We start from the raw sequence: 16,312 nt of genomic DNA, 5'->3' as shown, positions 1-16,312 counted from the left end.
CCAGCCTCCTTAGCAGCACTCAAGTAACAATGAAAGTTTCGTGTCTTGAAGGCGCGCCGCGAATCACGTAACTCTTAATGATACATATGAGGGAAGACCATGGAACATGATGTCATCGTCATCGGCGGAAGCTTTGCCGGGCTCGCCGCCGCAATGCAGCTTGCCCGCGCCCGCAGACGCGTCTGCGTGCTCGACACCGGCGCCCCCCGAAACCGCTTTGCCGCCGCCTCGCACGGGTTCCCCGGGCAGGATGGGCGCTCCCCGCAGGTCATCCGCGCGACCCTCAGACACGAACTCTCGGCCTACCCCACTCTGTCCTTCCGGGACGGCACGGCGGTTTCGGCTGCGCGCGACGAAGAGGGATTTCAGGTGACATTGGCGAAGGGCGGCGACATCACCGCGCGGCGGCTGGTGCTGGCCTTCGGTGTCCGCGACAGCCTGCCCGACCTGCCGGGGGCGACCGAACGCTGGGGAAAAACCTTGCTGCATTGTCCCTATTGCCATGGATATGAGCTGAACGGCAGGCCAGTCGGCGTTCTGGCGCGCGGCGACGCGGCGCTGCACCAGGCCATGCTGCTGCCGGATTGGGGGCCGACCACGCTCTTCACGCAAGGCCGGCTCGCCCTCTCCGCGGATCAGCGGCAAGGCCTGGCCGACCGGAGGGTCACGGTCGAGGAAACGCCTGTCGTGGACCTGCTCGGCACCGCCCCGGCGCTCGACGGGGTGCGCCTGGACGACGGGCGAGAGGTTGCGCTGGCGGGCCTGTTCCTGGCGCCCGACACCGCGCCCTCCTGCGATCTGGCAAGCGATCTTGGCTGTGCACTGACGGACGGCCCGACCGGCCCCTACGTGGCCGTCGACCCGATGCAGGCCACCAGCCAGCCCGGCGTCTTCGCTGCCGGCGACCTTGCCAGCTCCATGCCCAACGCCACGATCGCCGCGGCCTCGGGCGTGATGGCGGGCAGCGCCGCGCACCGCTCGTTGATCTTCGACCCCGATCTGACCGCAACGGCTTGAAGGAACATCGCCATGCAACAAACCACCCGAGACTTCTGGAACGACCGCTACCGCGAAAAGACCGGCGAGACCTCCGGCAAACCCGGCCTCGTCCTGTCCCAGTTCGCCGGTCCGCTGCAGCCGGGGACGGCGCTGGAACTGGGCTGCGGCCGGGGCGACGATGCGCTCTGGCTGGCCCGGCAAGGTTGGCAGGTGACGGCGGTGGACGTGTCCGCCGTGGCGCTCGCCCACGCCTCTGAAAGATCCGCCCGAGCCGGACTGGCTGGGTCCCTCCGCTTCGAAGAACACGATCTGGCCGAAACCTTCCCGGACGGCAGCCACGACCTCGTGGTCGCCAGCTTTCTGCAATCGCCGCGGGATTGGCCGCGCGCCCGGGTGCTGGCCCGGGCAGCGGGGGCCGTGACCACCGGCGGGCGACTGCTGATCACCGAACACGGCAAGCGCCCGCCGGGCTCCGAGGCGGCGGAGGATAGGGTGTTTCCCGGCGCCGAGGAAACGCTGGCCTCGCTTGCCCTCGACCCGCGCCACTGGCGGCGGCTGTGCCGCTCTGTGCCATCGCGCGCAAGAGCACCCGGCCCGAGGTGCAGGGCCAAACGGCCGAGGACAACGTGGTTTTCCTGCAGCGGCTGGGCTGAGGAAGGGGTATCGTTCAGCGCCCCCATTTTCTCGCTTCGGACCGGACACACCCGGCCCTTGTGCCCGGGGCGGGGTGTGTTTGGCGCTGCCGGACAGACTCCGTGGCGGCAGGCCTGCCAAGCGTATCGACATACCGCGGGGCATCAATTATCTATAATTCATGAAGCACGCCCCCGAAGAGACCCAATCCGCCCGCATTGCCCGCATCCTCGCCGACCGCATCATCTCGGGCGAGATTCCGCCCGGCGCACGCTTGCGGCAGGATCACATCGCCGCCGAGTTCGGCGCCAGTCACGTTCCCGTGCGCGAGGCCTTTCGCGTGCTGCAGACCCAGGGCCTGGCGGAGAGCGAACCAAGGCGCGGCTTTCGTGTTACCGAGTTCGACATTGCCGAATTGCGCGAGGTGGCCGAGATGCGCTCCAGCCTCGAAAGCCTCGCGCTGCGCCACGCCGCGCCCAACATGACGCGCAGGATTCTTCAGGAGGCGGAGGAAGTTACGCGGCGCGGCGACAGCGCCAGCACGGTGCGCGACTGGGACGCGGCGAACCGTCACTTCCACCGATTGATCCTTGCCCCCTGCCGGATGCCACGGCTCTTGCGAACCATCGACGACCTTCAGGCGGCAACCGCGCGCTTTCTTTTCGCCGCCTGGCGACGCGACTGGGAGGCGCGCACCGATCACGATCACCGCGCCATCCTCGACGCGCTGCGCAGAGGGCAGACCGATCTTGCCTGCACCACGCTTGCACGCCACGTCGGCTGGATTGGAAAACGCAAACCTGTTGGAAAAAACTCTGATTCAAGAGAGACTTACGAGATTCTCGGATAATTATCTATAATCCTGATTGCCTCCACCCGATCCGACCCTCCTAATTATAGATAGATTCCACGCCTATCTTCGGAGGACAGACACATGGCATTTCTCGAGCCATCCCGGACCCGCCCCGCATCGCTCTGGCGCGGCATCGCCGTCGTACTTGGTGGCGCCTTGCTGATAACAATCGGCGCCAAGGTGCAGATCCCGTTCTGGCCGGTCCCGATGACGCTTCACACGCTGGCCGTGTTCTTTCTCGCCGCCGCGCTCGGACCGAGGCTTGGTTTCGCGGCGATGGCAACCTACCTGGCCGTTGGTGCATTGGGCCTGCCGGTCTTTTCCAATGCGCCGGAACGCGGCATCGGGCTTGCCTATCTCGTCGGGCCGACGGGCGGCTACCTCGCGGGCTATCTGCTCTCCACATTGATCATCGGCTCGCTGTCCCGCGATCGGGGGTGGATCGGCCAGGCACTTGCGATGCTCGCCGGTCTTGCCGTCGTCTATGCCGTCGGCCTGCTCTGGCTGACCGCCTTCGTCCCCCTTCCCGGCCTGATCGCAGCAGGCTTCACGCCATTCATCCTCGGCGATCTGCTCAAGGTCGCCCTGGCCAGCGGCCTGAACGCGGCGATCACCCGCCTGAAGGGGCGCACATAATGATCCGGACCGATTGGACCATGGAAGAAGCACGGGAGCTCCACGCCCTGCCCTTTCCCGACCTGCTGCACCGCGCCCAGACGCTGCACCGCGCCCATTTCGACCCGACCACGATCGAGACCGCGAGCCTGCTCAGCATCAAGACCGGCGGCTGCCCCGAGGATTGCGGCTATTGCTCGCAATCCGCCCATCACGACACGGGCGTAAAGGCCACCAAGCTGATGGAACCAGAGGAGGTTCTGGCAGCCGCCAGGCGCGCCAAGGCCGCCGGGGCGCAAAGGTTCTGCATGGGCGCCGCCTGGCGCAGCCCCAAGGACCGCGACATGGACAAGCTGTGCGACATGGTGCGGGGCGTGGCCGATCTGGGGCTCGAGACCTGCATGACGCTGGGGATGCTCTCCCCCGCCCAGGTCGCGCGGCTGAAGGCGGCGGGGCTCGATTTCTACAACCACAACATCGACACCTCGCCGGCGTATTATGCCCGGATCGCCAGCACCCGCACGATGGAGGACCGCCTCGATACGGTCGAGCAGGTCCGCAAGGGCGGCATCAAAGTCTGCTGCGGCGGCATCCTCGGCATGGGCGAGGCCGAGGAAGACCGCATCGCCATGCTGGTAACGCTGGCGACCCTCCCCGCGCATCCCGACAGCGTGCCGGTGAACCTGTGGAACGAGGTCGAGGGCGTGCCGGTGCAGGCGCGCGCCCAAGCCGTCGACCCCTTCGCGCTGGTGCGCATGGTGGCGCTGGCCCGCATCCTGATGCCCGCCTCGGTCCTGCGCCTGTCCGCCGGGCGCACGGGGATGAGCGACGAGGTGCAGACGCTGTGCTTTCTTGCGGGCGCAAACTCGATCTTCGTGGGTGACCAGCTGCTGACCACCGGCAATCCGGCGGTGTGGAAAGATCAGGATCTGCTGGTCCGGCTCGGGATGCACATTGCCCCTGCGAAGGCCGCCGCCCGGCTCGCAGCGGTATAGGCTCAGCCCCGACAAGGATCTCCGCTGCCGGGGCGATCTGCCTTGGTCTCCTGAACGGCACGATATAGGTCTGCCCCTGCGATCAGCAGCATTGCGTCTGACTGCACGGCAGGCCCGACGCGGACATTCGCTACGGCGGTCAGGAGCGTTGGCTATGCGGACAAACCACCAATTCGCTGCAGCTGCGCCAAGGTCCGCTTCGATATGCGTGGGGCTGAAAAAGCGGTCGATCTGGGGCTGCTTTCCCAACCAGAAAGGCTGCCTGAGCACTGCGTGAATTCGTTCGATCATTGCGTTATCACGGCTGTTTCATCGATCCATCCGGCAATGATGTTGATCACGTCCCGCGAATAGGCATCGCGACCGGCCAGCGCGAACCTGACCTTCGCAGCGAAAGGCCATTGGTCCGGCAGCTGGTAATTGTAGTAACGGGCATCGAGCAGCGAATGGGTTGCGCCGGGGATCAGGTGTATTCGGTTCTGCGGATGAGCCATGCCGATCAACTCCTGATAGACTGAGACCGTCTCCAGCGGATCGACGTTCAGATCGTCCGCGCCCATGAGTACCAACATCGGCAGGGTGAGGCGGGCAATATGCTCCCGTGCGTCTTCGCCATGGTTGAGACGAATGAACCCGAAGCGATCCTCTGTCAGGATTTCGCCTTCGGGCCGACCCGCGGCACGTTCCGCAGCGACGTAATCTCGATAGGTCGCGCCCGGCCCGAAGCGGCGCTGGTCGCTCTTTGCCTGCCGATCCAGCTCAGCCGCGATCTCCTCCAACGACCTGCCTTCCCGCGAGAGCTGCACCGTAGTGAAGTATCGCCCCTGGTCCTGCCAGTTGATCGCGGCCCCGATCAGGACCAGAAAATCCGCTTGCTCCGTCAGTGATGGCACACGCGGCAACACCCATCCGGCTTGGGAAAAGCCCAGAAGACCGATGGGCCGGTTCTCGTTGCCGGGCTGCGCACGAATTGCGGCTAGCGCTTCGGCGGCTTCGGCCGCTCGGTCATGCATCGACTGCGACAACCAATTGCCGGATGACGCACCAACGCCTGGCTTGTCCCAACTGAACACCGAAACGCCCGCTCCAACCAGCGCATTGATCAGAGGCAGATAACCCGTGTCGGACCAGCGATCCTGCGCACCATCGCCATGCACGATCAAGAGGATCGGTCCGATCTCGGAAGCCGCGAGGAGCGTTCCCTGCAGCGTCGCTCCATCATGCTCGAATCCGATGTCCGTGGCCGGGACGGCCGGGATCTCGAAATCCGCAATGCGCGAGAACGCCACCAACGCGCCCGCCAGCGATGCCACTGTCGCTATAAGACCCAGGGTGACCCAAACGATCCACCGCCTCTTCATGGAACATCGCCATTCACGGCACGGTCGATGAAGGCCATCAGCGCCAGCTTGTCGGCGTCGGTGGCAGGCTTTCCGCCGAGTCCCACGCGCAGCGCGAACCCTTCGACCGTATCGAGAATAAGTCCAGCGGTCTGCAGGTGCCTTTCCTCTTCGGCACGGGTCGGACACCGCCCTCGTCAAAAAAATGTGCCATAGAAAGTACTCGTACGGTCGCGGCCTAGCCCCCAAAGACTCGTGGTTCGGGATCTTGGTCGAAACCGGCTCACCTAGATGCGTGAGCTAAGGCTTGTCCTGGCCATCGCTCCGTCGCTGGCAACACCTGGCTCATGTCGCCGGATATGCCACCACAAGCGGCATTACCACCGTAGTTCATGAGGTCCTCAGCATCAGCTCGGCCAGCTCCAGCGCGCTGCGCACGTAGCCCACCCTAGAGCAGATGGCATATGCCCCGCCGGGCAAGGCACCAGACATCCGGGCTACGCCGCGCCGGCTTTCATTCCGGTTTTCGCAATCGTAACTTTCGAAACATGCGTTTTTCGGCAGGGAACATTCTGCGTAATTTCCGCTCGAAGCGAGCCTCCGCAGTTCACAAACCCAATGCCCGAAAGACAGCCGACATGACGCAGAGATCCGATGACAGCCGCCACCTGACAATACGGAAGGACGGGTTCACTATCTCGACCGATCCCGAGCTGATCGACGGGGCCTATGTCGTCGATTTCCTGACGACCACCGCCTACTGGTCCCGGGGTATCGACCCAGACCTTATCCGCTCGGCGCTGCGCAATTCCGAAGTTCTCGGCCTCTATGAGAAGACCGGACGGCAGATCGGCTTTGCCCGGATCGTCACCGACTACGCCCTCTTTGCGTATCTGAGGGATGTGTTCGTGGACGAGGCGTACCGGGGGCGCGGCCTCGGTCTGTGGATGACCGAGACCGCGCTGGCGCACCCCCGCCTGCAAACAGTGCAGAACTGGATGCTGGCGACGGAGGACGCGCATGGCGTTTACGCGAAGGCTGGCTTCTATTCGTTGAAGCACCCCGACTGGTACATGCAACGACCGGGAAAAGGCCTGACCGACACCTAATCCTCCCTTTGACCGGCCGGAAACCCGTGATCTCGGGCGGCAAAGGTCATCGCTCCTGCCAGCGCGATCAGCAGCAACAGGCCCGGCGCAAGGCTCTCAGGCCCGAACCTCTCCAGAAGCAGCCCGCCCACCAAGCCGCCGCCGGCAATCGCGGTGTTCCACATGGTCACGAGCATGGACTGCGCCAGATCCGCAGCAGGTCCGGCCGCCTTGGCGCTGGCGGTCTGGAACAGGGTCGCGCATCCACCGAAGGCGAGCCCCCAGATCGCGCTGGCCGCATAGATGGCCGTCGGCGTGTCGCGCCAGAGCCAGAACATGGCCGCCGCCAAGGCGAAGAGCGCGATACTGATGAGAGTGAGTACTCTCAGGCGCGTGTCGATCAGCACACCGACGATCCAGATGCTGACCAGCGAGGCGAGGCCGAAGACCAGCAGCACAGCATCCGTGCGCCCGACCATCCCCGCGCCCGCCAGAAAAGGCGCGATATATGTGTATAGGATGTTGTGCGCCAGCACGAAGCTGAGCACGACACCGAGCACCGGGCGGATGCCCGGAAGCGTCAGTACGCCGCGCAGGGTGCGACGCCGACCTGCGGGCTCACCGGAGAAATCCGGCACCTTGGCCAGAACCCAGACGATCAGACCGACGGTCAGCAAGCTCATCAGCCCGAAACAGGCGCGCCAGCCGAGGACGGCCCCGAGGAATGTGCCGGCGGGCACGCCGATCGACAGGGCCAGCGGCGTGCCCGCCATGGCGACGGCAATCGCCCGCCCCTTCAGATGATCGGGCGCCAAGCGCGCCGCGTAGCCCGCCGCCAGCGCCCAGAGCAGCCCCGCCGCGACCCCGGCGACGAAGCGGGCCGACAGTGTCAGGGCGTAGCTGGTCGACAGCGCCGTGACCGTGTTCGCAATCAGGAAGCCGACGATCGCGGTCATCAGCAGCGGCTTTCGGCGCAGGCCCTGCGTCAGGGTCGTCAGCGGGATCGCGGCCACCAGCGAGCCGATGGCGTAGACCGTCACCAACTGCCCGGCCCCGGCCTCCGACACGCCCAGCCCCTGCCCGATGGCGGGCAGCAAGCCGGCGGGAAGGGCTTCGGTCAGGATGGTGATGAAAGCCGCCATGGAGAGCGCCAGCAGCGCCGCCCAGGGAAACGGTGCCTCGGCGCTGTGAACCGAACCAGGTCTATGTATATCACTCATGGCCGGTCTCCCGCGCCTGTGTGGCGGGGCGGCCTTCAGGCCGGGGGCAGCCTGCCGCCAGAACCGATGGTGTCGTGTGGATCATCTTGTGCCCTCAATCGATTGAAATGTCTGAGGGATTGTGCGGGCTTTGCCATTCCGGAAAAACAGGCTTCAATTCCGATAACTTCGGACTAAAATGTCCGGCATGTCGATCATCACGGACAGCCTCGGCGCCCTGAATGTCTTCGTTCAAGCGGCGGAAACGCGCAGCTTCACCGTCACCGGGCGGCAGCTCGGCGTGTCGTCCTCGGCGGTGGGCAAGGCCATTGCCCGGCTCGAGGACCGCATGGGTGTGCGGCTGTTTCATCGGTCGACACGCGCGATCACGCTGACAGCGGAAGGGCAGATGTTCCTCGAACGGTGCCGCCGCGTTCTGAGCGAGTTGGAGGCGGCGGAGCTGGAGCTGGCACAAACCCGCGCGCGCCCTGCCGGCCAGTTGCGCGTCAGCCTGCCGCTTGTCGGGATGCTGATGATGCCGACGCTGACCGCCTTTATGGAGGCCTGGCCCGAGATCGAGCTGGATCTCGATTTCGGCGACCGGCTGGTCGATGTGATCGAAGAAGGTTTTGACGCGGTGATCCGTTCGGGCGAACCCACGGACTCACGCCTGATGACACGGCGCCTCGGCAGTTCCGGCTTTCGCATCGTCGGGGCGCCCGCCTATTTTGAACGGCATGGGACGCCCCAGAGCACGGCAGAGCTTGCGCAGCACCGCTGCCTGCATCACCGCTACCCCAGCACCGGCAGGCTGGAGCCCTGGCACATCGAGGGGCTGGCGGAGGGCGCCCTGCCCCGCACGGCCATCTCCAGCGCCATCGAGCCGCTGCTCGACATGGCCGAGCATGGCCGGGGCATCGCCTGTCTGCCCGATTTCGCGGTGCGCGCCCATTGCGCAAACGGGCGGCTTGTTGCGGTGCTGGAGGATGCGGCGAAAGGAAATGCGGAGTTTCGCGTTTACTGGCCGTCGAGCCGGCATATCTCGCCGAAACTGCGGGTCTTCGTCGACTTCATGGCCGAAACCCTGTTTGCAGGCGCGCCGTAAGCGGCCTCGTTCAGCAGTTCGCCGACCGGGACGAATACTCCGCCCCAGGAAACATGAAAGATTATGTCCTCGTGAAAGGAGATAAGCGCGCGTGCGCCCACGCCGGGCTCGACCCTCGCCTCCATCGCCGGGACCGGAGCGTCGCCCCCATCAGGAAATGAACCGCGATGCAGGAACACTGGGCCAACATGTTCGCCTCGGAGCTCTATTGCGCAGACCACGTTCACTCGGGTCGATCCCAAAAGACCTGACGGATACCGTTTTCTGAAATCCGCACTTTCGAATTATTCGTTTTTCGACCGCCGCCCCGAGCCTTAGCGTGTGTAGAAAACCTTGAGGCAGAGGACATCTCTATGCTCACCGATTTCACCTTGGCGAGTAGCGCAATGCCCCGCCGCAACAACTCTGTGCCCACCTTGGTGACCAGATCGCATCTAACTGGGCGGAACTCGGTTTCGCGTCATTGGCAAGTCCGCGAGTTCGCGACGGCTCATCTTCCTGATGACCGGATGCGACAAAGGATCTTCGTCCCATTGGCGGCGAAGGGCCTCCCCCTCAAGACGCGCATTACGGATATGGCGCAAGGCACGAGCGCGGCGCCAGCGGCGCAACATTCTGGCGAACGGTTTGAACATGCCGATAGCATCCAGTGACCGAGGCCTCGCAGCAATCGAGGTTTGAACGAAGCTCGTGAAGAAAAACTATAGCCCTCACGGTGGCCGCCTGCCTCTTGTTGGCCTGCGCGCTGTCGAAGCTGTTTTGAGGTTGGGTAGCCTGAACGCCGCGGCAGACGAGCTTTGCGTCACGCCGGGTGCCGTCAGCCAACAGCTGATCAAGGTCGAGACGTATCTGGGGATCAAGCTTTTCCGGCGGACTCCCCAAGGGCTCGTACCGACGGAAACGGCGCGAAGGCTGGCGGAGCATCTTCATACGGGCTTCCGGGACATTGCCCGCGCCGTTGCGCTCGTAGAGCCGCCACACCCCAACAGTGTTGCTGTCTCAGCGCCACCCGTTTTTGCCGCTAAATGGCTCGTGTGGCGCCTGCATCGTTTCACCGAGGCTCAAAGCAAGCTGAAAATCTCGATTGAGGCCACGACGGATTTCGCGGATCTCGACGACAACCGGATCGACGCCTGCATTCGCGTCGGCAGGGGCGATTGGGCCGGAACGAGGGCGGTACACCTGGCCGACATTCGCGTCTTTCCTGTTTTCGCCCCCGAGTTTGCGAACCGAATTCGTACCCCTGCGAACCTGCTGAACATTCCGATAATCCGTGACGCAGGCTCGGGCTTTGACTGGAACCACTGGCTGCGACCAAACGACATGGACGCCGCGCAACTACCGGACGGACCATGCTATTCGGATGCATCGCTCTGCCTGGATGCCGCCATTGCCGGCCAGGGCGTCTTTCTATCCTGGGAAACCCTGTCGCACGACGCGCTTCGCATGGGGCGGCTGCACGCCCTGCCGGGACGATTTCGTACCAGCTCTGCCTACTGGTTCGTCGAAAACGCGCAGCACACCAGATCTAAGCCCGTGCAGCGGTTCCTCGACTGGCTGCGCGAAGAGTTGAACGCATGTCTGGAATGACCCGGCAACCCGAACGGATCGTTGTGACCGGTGCCAGCGGGCGTCTGGGCAAAACAATCGCCACGGCCGCCCGACGGGCTGGTGCGCATGTCGTCTCCTGTGATCGCGTTCCGGCGCCGAACGTGGTGACTGCGGACATCCGCGATCTGCATCGGCTTGCCTCGCTGTTCGACGGCGCGGATTGCGTAATCCATTGCGCCGGGCTGCATGCGCCCCATGTCGGCGTCAGGCCGGACGCTGAGTTCCGTGACATTAACGTCGACGGGACCGCAACCGTTCTGCAAGCCATGCGGCAGGTTGGGGTCCGCTCGCTTGTGTTCACCAGCACCACGGCCCTGCTTGGTGGCGGCGCGCGCGCGGGTGAACCTGCACGCTGGATCGATGATGCGACCCAGCCGCGACCGCGCAGCATCTATCACGAGACAAAGATAGCGGCAGAGCACCTCATCCGATCAGCATGTGGTGCGTCGCTCTCGGCATCGATATTGCGTGTCGGGCGCTGTTTCGAGGAACCGCGCGATATCATGGCGATACATCGTTTGTCGCGCGGCATTGATCCCCGTGACGCCGCCATGGCGCATCTGCGTGCCGCCCGCTTTACGAAACGGGATCCGGAGCCGCTCATCGTAAGCTATTCAACGCCTTTCCAGCGATCTGACTGTGGCGGGCTCGGCCACCATGCCGCGAGAGTCATCCGCAACCGCTGCCCCGATCTGGCGCGACGTTTCGACATGCTTGGCTGGTCACTCCCGGAAACAATCGACAGGGTATACGATAGCAGCACTGCCCGGTCACGATGGGGTTGGACCCCGAAACTGGGGCCGGAAACCATGCTAGAACCTCAATTCCGCTAAACCCTTATCTGAACTTCGCAGGTCTGGTGTTCAGTCTGGCTCGATCCATCCCCGGACAAGGTGCACATTCGCCGCACAGTCGCGGCCTCTTCCCACAAGGCACCTTCACATTCCAAACTCTACGACGCCATTCCGGCATGCAAAGGTCATGGTTTGGCGGCACCTCCCTCAAGGCTTCGCCCTCCCGCCGCGACCAGCCAACGGCGGACCGTGCGTTGCTCCTCCTCGGAGAACCCCTCCGCCAGGTCGGTTTCGAGCGCGTATACCAGCCTTTTTGCCCGGACAAGCACCTGTCGCCCTGCATCTGTCAGCTCGATCCGCCGCTTGCGCCCATGCTCCTGATGCGGGTGGCGCCGGATGAGCGCCGCATTTTCGAGGTTCTGCATGATTGTGCTCATCGTCTGCGGGGTCAGCAGCGCGATCCGCGCCAGATCGGCGCTGGAATGCTCGGGATAGGCGTCCAACATGGTCAGTGCGGCGAACTGCGGCTGCGTCAGCCCGGTCTCGCGCAGAGAGGTTTCCACTCGGTGCCGATAACCGTTCGCCGCCTGGCGCAGAAGATAGCCCAAGTAGCCATCCGGTCCGCGCTTGCCCGTACCTTCGTCAGGAAGAACCTTCGCCGCCTTGCTCATTGTCAGAACTCTGATATTATTGTCAGGGCTCTGATAATAGGATTAACGAGGATCTTGTCCAAGATGAAAACTGACCGGAACATGACCTATTCGGATTTCGAGCGGGACCACCCCGCAGCGCTGGCTGCGCTCCTTGCCATGAGCAAGGCGGTCGATGCCTCCGGGCTCGAGAAGGCCCTGACCGAACTGGTGAAACTGCGCGTTTCCCAGATCAACGCCTGCGCCTTCTGTATTGAACTGCACCTGAGCATGGCGCGGCGCGCGGGCGTCGATGAAGCAAAGCTCGACCTGCTGCCGGCCTGGCACGACAGCGCCGCTTACAGCGCCCGGGACCGCGCCGCGCTCGCCTGGGCCGAACATGTCACCCTGACGCCGACAGCCGCCTTGCCCGCCGAGACCCGCACCGCGCTCGATACGGTCTTCGACGCGTCCGAACAGGTCAACCTGACCGTCGCGATTGCCAATATCAACGCCTGGAACCGCATTGCCGGGGCGCTGCATTTTCCCACCCGGACCCCGGCGGAGGCCTGATGAGCAAGATCGTTCCGGTCGAGGATGCCGCCACCGTCGCCACCTGTTTCGTACTCATGCGGCAGCTCCGTCCGCATCTTGGAAGCGCCGCCGAATTCGTGGCCCGTTGGCAAAGCCAGAGCGCCGACGGCTACCGGCTGCTTGTGATCCACGAAGGCGGCAAGCCCGAGGCGCTGGCCGGATACCGGCTTCAGGAGAACCCGGTACACGGGCGGCATATCTACCTCGACGATCTGGTGACGGACCAGGGCCGTCGCAGCCGCGGTCTTGGTCAGCGCCTGCTGGAACATGTACAGGAGATCGGCCGGGCGGCGGGCTGTGTCCGGCTGAGCCTCGACACCCCGTTGTCGAACGCCTTGGGCCATCGTTTCTATTTCCACCAAGGGATGCTTGCCAGCGCTTTGCGGTTCAATATCCCCTTGACCGGCGTGGAATGAGCACGCTTCTCCACACCAGCGCCAGCTCGCGGACGGCGAACTCCCGCAGTCGGCGATTGGGACAACGCGCCAGCGAACGGATCTGCGGGGCGCATCCCGCGTTGAAGCTTTGCCGCCGCGACCTGACACAACCGTTCCTGCCGCACCCCGACGAAGCTTTTGTCGAGGCCAGCCTGCGCCCTCCCTTGGACCGGGATGCGGACGATCGCGCAGCCCTCGCCCTGTCCGAGAGCCTGATCGCCGAGCTGGAGGTCTCTGACCTGCTTGTTATCGACGTTCCGATGTACAACTTCGCGTTGCCGTCCAGCCTGAAGGCCTGGCTGGATCTGGTTCTCCGGCCGAACCGAACGTTCCGCGTCACCGCGAAGGGCAAAATCGGGGTGCTCGCAGATCGCTCGGCGATTTGCATCATGGCCGCCGGCGGGCGCTTTGACGGCCCCCAGGCGCAGCCCGATTTTGCCACGCCCTATCTCCGCCAGGTGAACTGGCCCTGCAAACCATTGGCATCGGCAGCAGCCAAGTCTTTATCGTTGATCGCGCCGGGAGAGCCCAGCACCAAGAGACGGATCGAGATTTTGATCGCTGGATCGGAGGGCTACTGAAAACAATTAGACCGGGTCATGCGCCGCTTCGGCAGTCCTTGCCATCGAGCGAGCCACACTAAGAAATTTGCGCAAGGCGGGATTGTCATTTTCCCGTAACCACACAGCACAGAATGGAACTCGCTCACCTGTTATTGGGCGGTAGGTAAGACCAGGGAGCTTTGCAACCGTCATTGCTTCGCTGGTAACTGTCAGACCACGCCCCACAGCAACAAGAGCGAAAAGGTCGTCACGACCGACGCAAAGTGTATCAACCTCGGGATGATGGCTAAATCCAGCGAGGCGTTGCACAAGATAGTCAGTTATTTCCGGGCCGGGTGCACTGTCACTTACAATAAAGCGCTCATCGGTGACATCCGACCATGAGATTTCGCACTTCTCTGCGAGTTCATGAGATGTGGGCAAGACAAGGTACACGCGTTCTGACCATAGAGGGCAAGCCTCACAACCATCCCAAAGTCGCTCGCCTGAAACAAAGGCGACATCCATCGACATCTGACGAATGGCAACCACATGATCTTGGGGATTCCCATTGAGCAGATCAATCCTCACGCCTTTGTGGGCGAAGTCATAGACTTTCAACAGGTCGGCAAGAAATCCTGACGCCAGAGATGAGAAAAACCCCACCCTGACAGTGCCGCACTCTGACCGCCCTATGGCAGAGACCTCGCGGCAAGCCAGTTGTACGTCCCGTACGATCGCCCGAGCACGCTTGTGAAATCGCTTACCAGCCTCAGTAGGACGGACTCCGTGACTAAGACGGTGCAACAGAGATGCACCAAGAGAATCTTCTAGTTCTCGAACGGCGCGACTGACCGTGGACTGTTGTATGTTCAATTCGATCGCAGATCTTCGGAAACTCCCAGCATTGCAAGCCGCAATAAAGTAAACGAGCTGGTTCAGTGAGAGGCGGGATAAGTCGCTTGCCAAATGGAGACTCTCAATAGACGCTTCCTTCTCGTTGCTCTCCGCATTTCCAACTCTCTGCGTCATCGTGTTCAACCGAGGGCCAACGCAACGCCGACCGACAATATGAGCATGATAGCGAATGCGATATTGATTGCGCGCCCCACGCTCGGATCTTCCAGAAAGCGGGCGAATGTGCTTCCGAACGCAAGCCAAGCGGTATTCACGGCCGCAGCCACAAAGGCCAATGCGGCAAATTTCAGGAGCGTGTCAAGCAAGAGGTGCTCGGGCGTGATCGAATATCCGGCGTACACGGCGCCGATCGCCGCGTAGGCTTTGGGGTTGGCGACGGAAAGGCCGAGGCCCGGTAGAAACGACCCTATAACAACGCCTGAACGACCTTCAGCGCCAGTTGGCGTTCGCCCGACAGGCGCCGTCGCAATCTTCCACGCCAGGTAAAGAATATAGGCCACCGCAGCAATGCGGAGGACCACCAGCAACCAGGCCTCGGAAGACATGACCCCGGTCACGCCGGTCGCGATGATCGCCAGCACCACGATGGTTCCAAGTATTATGCCCATGAGATACGGCAGAGCGTTCCGAAACCCGAATGCAGCGCCCAGACTCGCCAAGCTGATCGTGGCCGGCCCCGGGCTGCCCATGAGCGGCAGGGCGGCCGCGATGAGTATCAGGGTATTTCCGATCATCTTGGTTCTGGCCCTTAAGCTCTCCTTCGACTGCCGCAAAATCGCGGCCTGCCGGAGAGCATCCTCTTGAACGGCACGGTATCCAAGGCTATGACTTAAGAAAATCAAATAGATCGAAACCCAATAATTCGAGAATCGGAACCAATGCCAAGCTTTGACATGGACGCGCTCCGTACGGTCGTCGTTGGCTCGGATCTGGGAAGCTTCGCGCGCGCTGCCGTGCAACTCGGCCGCTCGCAATCCGCCGTCAGCATGCACCTCAAGAAGCTGGAACAGCAGGCGGGCACAACGCTGTTCGTTCGCAAGGGACGCGGCCTCGTGCCAACCGAAGCGGGCGAGGCTTTCATCGCCTATGCCCGGCGTATCGTCGCGCTGAACGACGAAGCCGCGCTCTCGGTCGGCGCGGCGGCAGGCAAGGCCTCCGTGCGGCTCGGCCTGCCGCAGGATTTCTTCGATGACGTGATGCCTGCGACACTCGGCAGGTTCGGACAGGACGTGGAAAACGTGCATGTCGACGTACAGGCCGGGGAAAACCACAGGCTCGCCGAAGAGGTCCGTGCCGGGCGCATCGACGCCGCGATTGCCTTCTTCCTGCCCGGCAGCCCGACCGAAGGCGAAACGCTTTGCGAATGCCCCATGCACTGGCTGGCGCATGTCGATCTGCTGGACAAGACCGTCGCCGATCCCCTCCCCCTCATCATGTTCAACCACCCCTGCCTGTTTCGGCAGGCCATGCTTGCCGCGCTGGATCACAGCCAGACGCGCTGGCGCGCAGCGCTCACCACGCCCAGTCTGCCCGCTGTCTGGGCCGGGCTGCGCAGTGGTCTGGGTATCGCCGTGCGCACGGATCACGGCAGACCGGAGGATATCGCCTGTGTCGGCGCAGAGCTTGGCCTGCCGAACTTGCCGAACATCGAGGTGCGTCTGCTGCGGGCGCCGAACCTGTCGCGCTTTGCCGAAAGACTTGCGCAAGTGCTGCGGGAAGAGGCCCTCAGGCATCTGGACCCGGCAATCCGCAGCGCGCGAGGCGTTGATCTCGTGCACCATCCTGATAGGCTGCGAACCACCTAGGGGTGTCCCGACAAGGGGCTGAGATATCGCTGGCGTATCGATCGCAGGATCTTTGAGCAGCGCGGTGACCCTTTGAACCTGATCCGGATCATGCCGGCGAAGGGACAGGATCGCAGCGCCCTCTTGCCCTTGCCGGCCTCAGCATAACGAGGCCT

Annotated in this window: 17 protein-coding genes, 1 pseudogene and 1 riboswitch; of the genes and pseudogenes, 13 read left to right on the top strand and 5 right to left on the bottom strand. The window is 63.4% G+C overall.

The window, feature by feature from the left end; all coding sequences use genetic code 11:
* Positions 1–99 precede the first annotated feature (99 nt).
* From ATO3_RS00235 to bioB, 5 genes and pseudogenes are all read left to right on the top strand, one after another.
* A complete protein-coding gene (locus ATO3_RS00235; RefSeq protein WP_020042238.1) occupies positions 100–1,017 on the top strand; it encodes an NAD(P)/FAD-dependent oxidoreductase in 918 nt (305 codons plus the stop codon).
* Between the two features lie 12 nt (positions 1,018–1,029).
* Positions 1,030–1,404 (top strand): annotated as a pseudogene (locus ATO3_RS00230) (SAM-dependent methyltransferase); the annotation flags it as partial.
* A 409-nt stretch (positions 1,405–1,813) separates the two neighbouring features.
* Positions 1,814–2,482 carry a GntR family transcriptional regulator gene (locus ATO3_RS00225; protein WP_088647797.1) on the top strand — a complete coding sequence of 223 codons (669 nt, stop codon included), beginning with the start codon at positions 1,814–1,816 and terminating at the stop codon, positions 2,480–2,482.
* An 84-nt stretch (positions 2,483–2,566) separates the two neighbouring features.
* Positions 2,567–3,121: a biotin transporter BioY gene (locus ATO3_RS00220; protein ID WP_088647796.1), complete on the top strand. Its 555-nt coding sequence runs from the start codon at positions 2,567–2,569 to the stop codon at positions 3,119–3,121.
* Positions 3,121–4,095: a biotin synthase BioB gene (bioB, locus tag ATO3_RS00215; RefSeq protein ID WP_088647795.1), complete on the top strand. Its 975-nt coding sequence runs from the start codon at positions 3,121–3,123 to the stop codon at positions 4,093–4,095. The genes ATO3_RS00220 and bioB overlap by 1 nt, the downstream gene beginning before the upstream one ends.
* A 287-nt stretch (positions 4,096–4,382) precedes the next feature.
* On the opposite strand, the gene ATO3_RS00210 is transcribed toward bioB, so the two are convergent.
* On the bottom strand, positions 4,383–5,456 hold the full coding sequence (locus ATO3_RS00210) for an alpha/beta hydrolase family protein (RefSeq protein ID WP_088647794.1): 1,074 nt from the start codon (positions 5,454–5,456) through the stop codon (positions 4,383–4,385).
* A 617-nt stretch (positions 5,457–6,073) separates the two neighbouring features.
* Between ATO3_RS00210 and ATO3_RS00205 the strand changes: the two genes are divergently transcribed.
* The gene (locus ATO3_RS00205; protein WP_088647793.1) at positions 6,074–6,544 is read left to right on the top strand and encodes a GNAT family N-acetyltransferase; all 471 of its coding nucleotides are present in this window, start codon (positions 6,074–6,076) and stop codon (positions 6,542–6,544) included.
* Here ATO3_RS00205 and ATO3_RS00200 read toward each other — a convergent pair.
* Entirely contained in the window at positions 6,541–7,743 is a 1,203-nt protein-coding gene (locus tag ATO3_RS00200; RefSeq protein ID WP_088647792.1) for an MFS transporter, read from the bottom strand. The two genes, ATO3_RS00205 and ATO3_RS00200, sit on opposite strands and share 4 nt — an antisense overlap.
* A gap of 187 nt (positions 7,744–7,930) precedes the next feature.
* On the opposite strand from ATO3_RS00200, the gene ATO3_RS00195 reads away from it, so the two are divergent.
* The 3 genes from ATO3_RS00195 (at position 7,931) to ATO3_RS00180 (ending at position 11,271) form a co-directional block, all read left to right on the top strand.
* Positions 7,931–8,827 (top strand): LysR family transcriptional regulator, encoded by an 897-nt coding sequence (locus ATO3_RS00195; protein ID WP_233151980.1) that lies wholly within the window; start codon positions 7,931–7,933, stop codon positions 8,825–8,827.
* Positions 8,828–9,517: 690 nt separating this feature from the next.
* Positions 9,518–10,417, top strand: coding sequence for a LysR substrate-binding domain-containing protein (locus tag ATO3_RS00185; protein WP_198963179.1), 900 nt, complete (start codon positions 9,518–9,520; stop codon positions 10,415–10,417).
* Complete coding sequence (locus tag ATO3_RS00180) at positions 10,405–11,271, top strand: NAD-dependent epimerase/dehydratase family protein (protein WP_084513994.1); 867 nt, start codon at positions 10,405–10,407, stop codon at positions 11,269–11,271. The genes ATO3_RS00185 and ATO3_RS00180 overlap by 13 nt, the downstream gene beginning before the upstream one ends.
* A gap of 146 nt (positions 11,272–11,417) precedes the next feature.
* Here the strand turns inward: ATO3_RS00180 and ATO3_RS00175 are convergent, their stop codons facing one another.
* On the bottom strand, positions 11,418–11,903 hold the full coding sequence (locus tag ATO3_RS00175; RefSeq protein WP_037372012.1) for a MarR family winged helix-turn-helix transcriptional regulator: 486 nt from the start codon (positions 11,901–11,903) through the stop codon (positions 11,418–11,420).
* Positions 11,904–11,984: 81 nt separating this feature from the next.
* Between ATO3_RS00175 and ATO3_RS00170 the strand changes: the two genes are divergently transcribed.
* From ATO3_RS00170 to ATO3_RS00160, 3 genes are read left to right on the top strand one after another with little or no spacing between them, the layout of a single operon-like run.
* Positions 11,985–12,434 (top strand): carboxymuconolactone decarboxylase family protein, encoded by a 450-nt coding sequence (locus tag ATO3_RS00170; RefSeq protein ID WP_198963178.1) that lies wholly within the window; start codon positions 11,985–11,987, stop codon positions 12,432–12,434.
* On the top strand, positions 12,434–12,871 hold the full coding sequence (locus ATO3_RS00165) for a GNAT family N-acetyltransferase (protein ID WP_088647790.1): 438 nt from the start codon (positions 12,434–12,436) through the stop codon (positions 12,869–12,871). The genes ATO3_RS00170 and ATO3_RS00165 overlap by 1 nt, the downstream gene beginning before the upstream one ends.
* A complete protein-coding gene (locus ATO3_RS00160) occupies positions 12,868–13,473 on the top strand; it encodes an FMN-dependent NADH-azoreductase (RefSeq protein ID WP_084513993.1) in 606 nt (201 codons plus the stop codon). The genes ATO3_RS00165 and ATO3_RS00160 overlap by 4 nt, the downstream gene beginning before the upstream one ends.
* 6 nt (positions 13,474–13,479) lie before the next feature.
* Here the strand turns inward: ATO3_RS00160 and ATO3_RS00155 are convergent, their stop codons facing one another.
* Together ATO3_RS00155 and ATO3_RS00150 are read right to left on the bottom strand one after the other, a co-directional pair.
* Positions 13,480–14,466: a LysR family transcriptional regulator gene (locus tag ATO3_RS00155; RefSeq protein WP_088648667.1), complete on the bottom strand. Its 987-nt coding sequence runs from the start codon at positions 14,464–14,466 to the stop codon at positions 13,480–13,482.
* Positions 14,467–14,471: 5 nt separating this feature from the next.
* Positions 14,472–15,086 (bottom strand): LysE family translocator, encoded by a 615-nt coding sequence (locus tag ATO3_RS00150; protein WP_020042760.1) that lies wholly within the window; start codon positions 15,084–15,086, stop codon positions 14,472–14,474.
* Positions 15,087–15,230: 144 nt separating this feature from the next.
* Here ATO3_RS00150 and ATO3_RS00145 point away from each other — a divergent pair, with 144 nt between their 5' ends.
* The gene (locus tag ATO3_RS00145; RefSeq protein WP_233151979.1) at positions 15,231–16,157 is read left to right on the top strand and encodes a LysR substrate-binding domain-containing protein; all 927 of its coding nucleotides are present in this window, start codon (positions 15,231–15,233) and stop codon (positions 16,155–16,157) included.
* A riboswitch (TPP riboswitch) is annotated at positions 16,146–16,280 on the top strand. (Overlaps the previous gene by 12 nt.)
* The last annotated feature ends 32 nt before the right edge of the window (positions 16,281–16,312 follow it).

It is taken from the genome of Marinibacterium profundimaris, assembly GCF_002210095.1.
Lineage (GTDB): Bacteria > Pseudomonadota > Alphaproteobacteria > Rhodobacterales > Rhodobacteraceae > Marinibacterium > Marinibacterium profundimaris.
The sequence above is the reverse complement of the archived record's forward strand: the minus strand, read 5'-3'. Positions and strand labels throughout refer to the sequence as shown.

Excerpts from the sequence above, each read along its gene's own strand:
- ATO3_RS00155 (WP_088648667.1), bottom strand. The coding sequence starts at position 14,466 with ATGACGCAGAGAGTTGGAAATGCGGAGAGCAACGAGAAGGAAGCGTCT.
- ATO3_RS00165 (WP_088647790.1), top strand. The coding sequence starts at position 12,434 with ATGAGCAAGATCGTTCCGGTCGAGGATGCCGCCACCGTCGCCACCTGT.
- ATO3_RS00150 (WP_020042760.1), bottom strand. The coding sequence starts at position 15,086 with ATGATCGGAAATACCCTGATACTCATCGCGGCCGCCCTGCCGCTCATG.
- ATO3_RS00170 (WP_198963178.1), top strand. The coding sequence starts at position 11,985 with ATGACCTATTCGGATTTCGAGCGGGACCACCCCGCAGCGCTGGCTGCG.
- bioB (WP_088647795.1), top strand. The coding sequence starts at position 3,121 with ATGATCCGGACCGATTGGACCATGGAAGAAGCACGGGAGCTCCACGCC.
- ATO3_RS00180 (WP_084513994.1), top strand. The coding sequence starts at position 10,405 with ATGTCTGGAATGACCCGGCAACCCGAACGGATCGTTGTGACCGGTGCC.
- ATO3_RS00210 (WP_088647794.1), bottom strand. The coding sequence starts at position 5,456 with ATGAAGAGGCGGTGGATCGTTTGGGTCACCCTGGGTCTTATAGCGACA.
- ATO3_RS00145 (WP_233151979.1), top strand. The coding sequence starts at position 15,231 with ATGCCAAGCTTTGACATGGACGCGCTCCGTACGGTCGTCGTTGGCTCG.
- ATO3_RS00235 (WP_020042238.1), top strand. The coding sequence starts at position 100 with ATGGAACATGATGTCATCGTCATCGGCGGAAGCTTTGCCGGGCTCGCC.
- ATO3_RS00205 (WP_088647793.1), top strand. The coding sequence starts at position 6,074 with ATGACGCAGAGATCCGATGACAGCCGCCACCTGACAATACGGAAGGAC.
- ATO3_RS00195 (WP_233151980.1), top strand. The coding sequence starts at position 7,931 with ATGTCGATCATCACGGACAGCCTCGGCGCCCTGAATGTCTTCGTTCAA.
- ATO3_RS00200 (WP_088647792.1), bottom strand. The coding sequence starts at position 7,743 with ATGAGTGATATACATAGACCTGGTTCGGTTCACAGCGCCGAGGCACCG.
- ATO3_RS00175 (WP_037372012.1), bottom strand. The coding sequence starts at position 11,903 with ATGAGCAAGGCGGCGAAGGTTCTTCCTGACGAAGGTACGGGCAAGCGC.
- ATO3_RS00220 (WP_088647796.1), top strand. The coding sequence starts at position 2,567 with ATGGCATTTCTCGAGCCATCCCGGACCCGCCCCGCATCGCTCTGGCGC.
- ATO3_RS00160 (WP_084513993.1), top strand. The coding sequence starts at position 12,868 with ATGAGCACGCTTCTCCACACCAGCGCCAGCTCGCGGACGGCGAACTCC.
- ATO3_RS00225 (WP_088647797.1), top strand. The coding sequence starts at position 1,814 with ATGAAGCACGCCCCCGAAGAGACCCAATCCGCCCGCATTGCCCGCATC.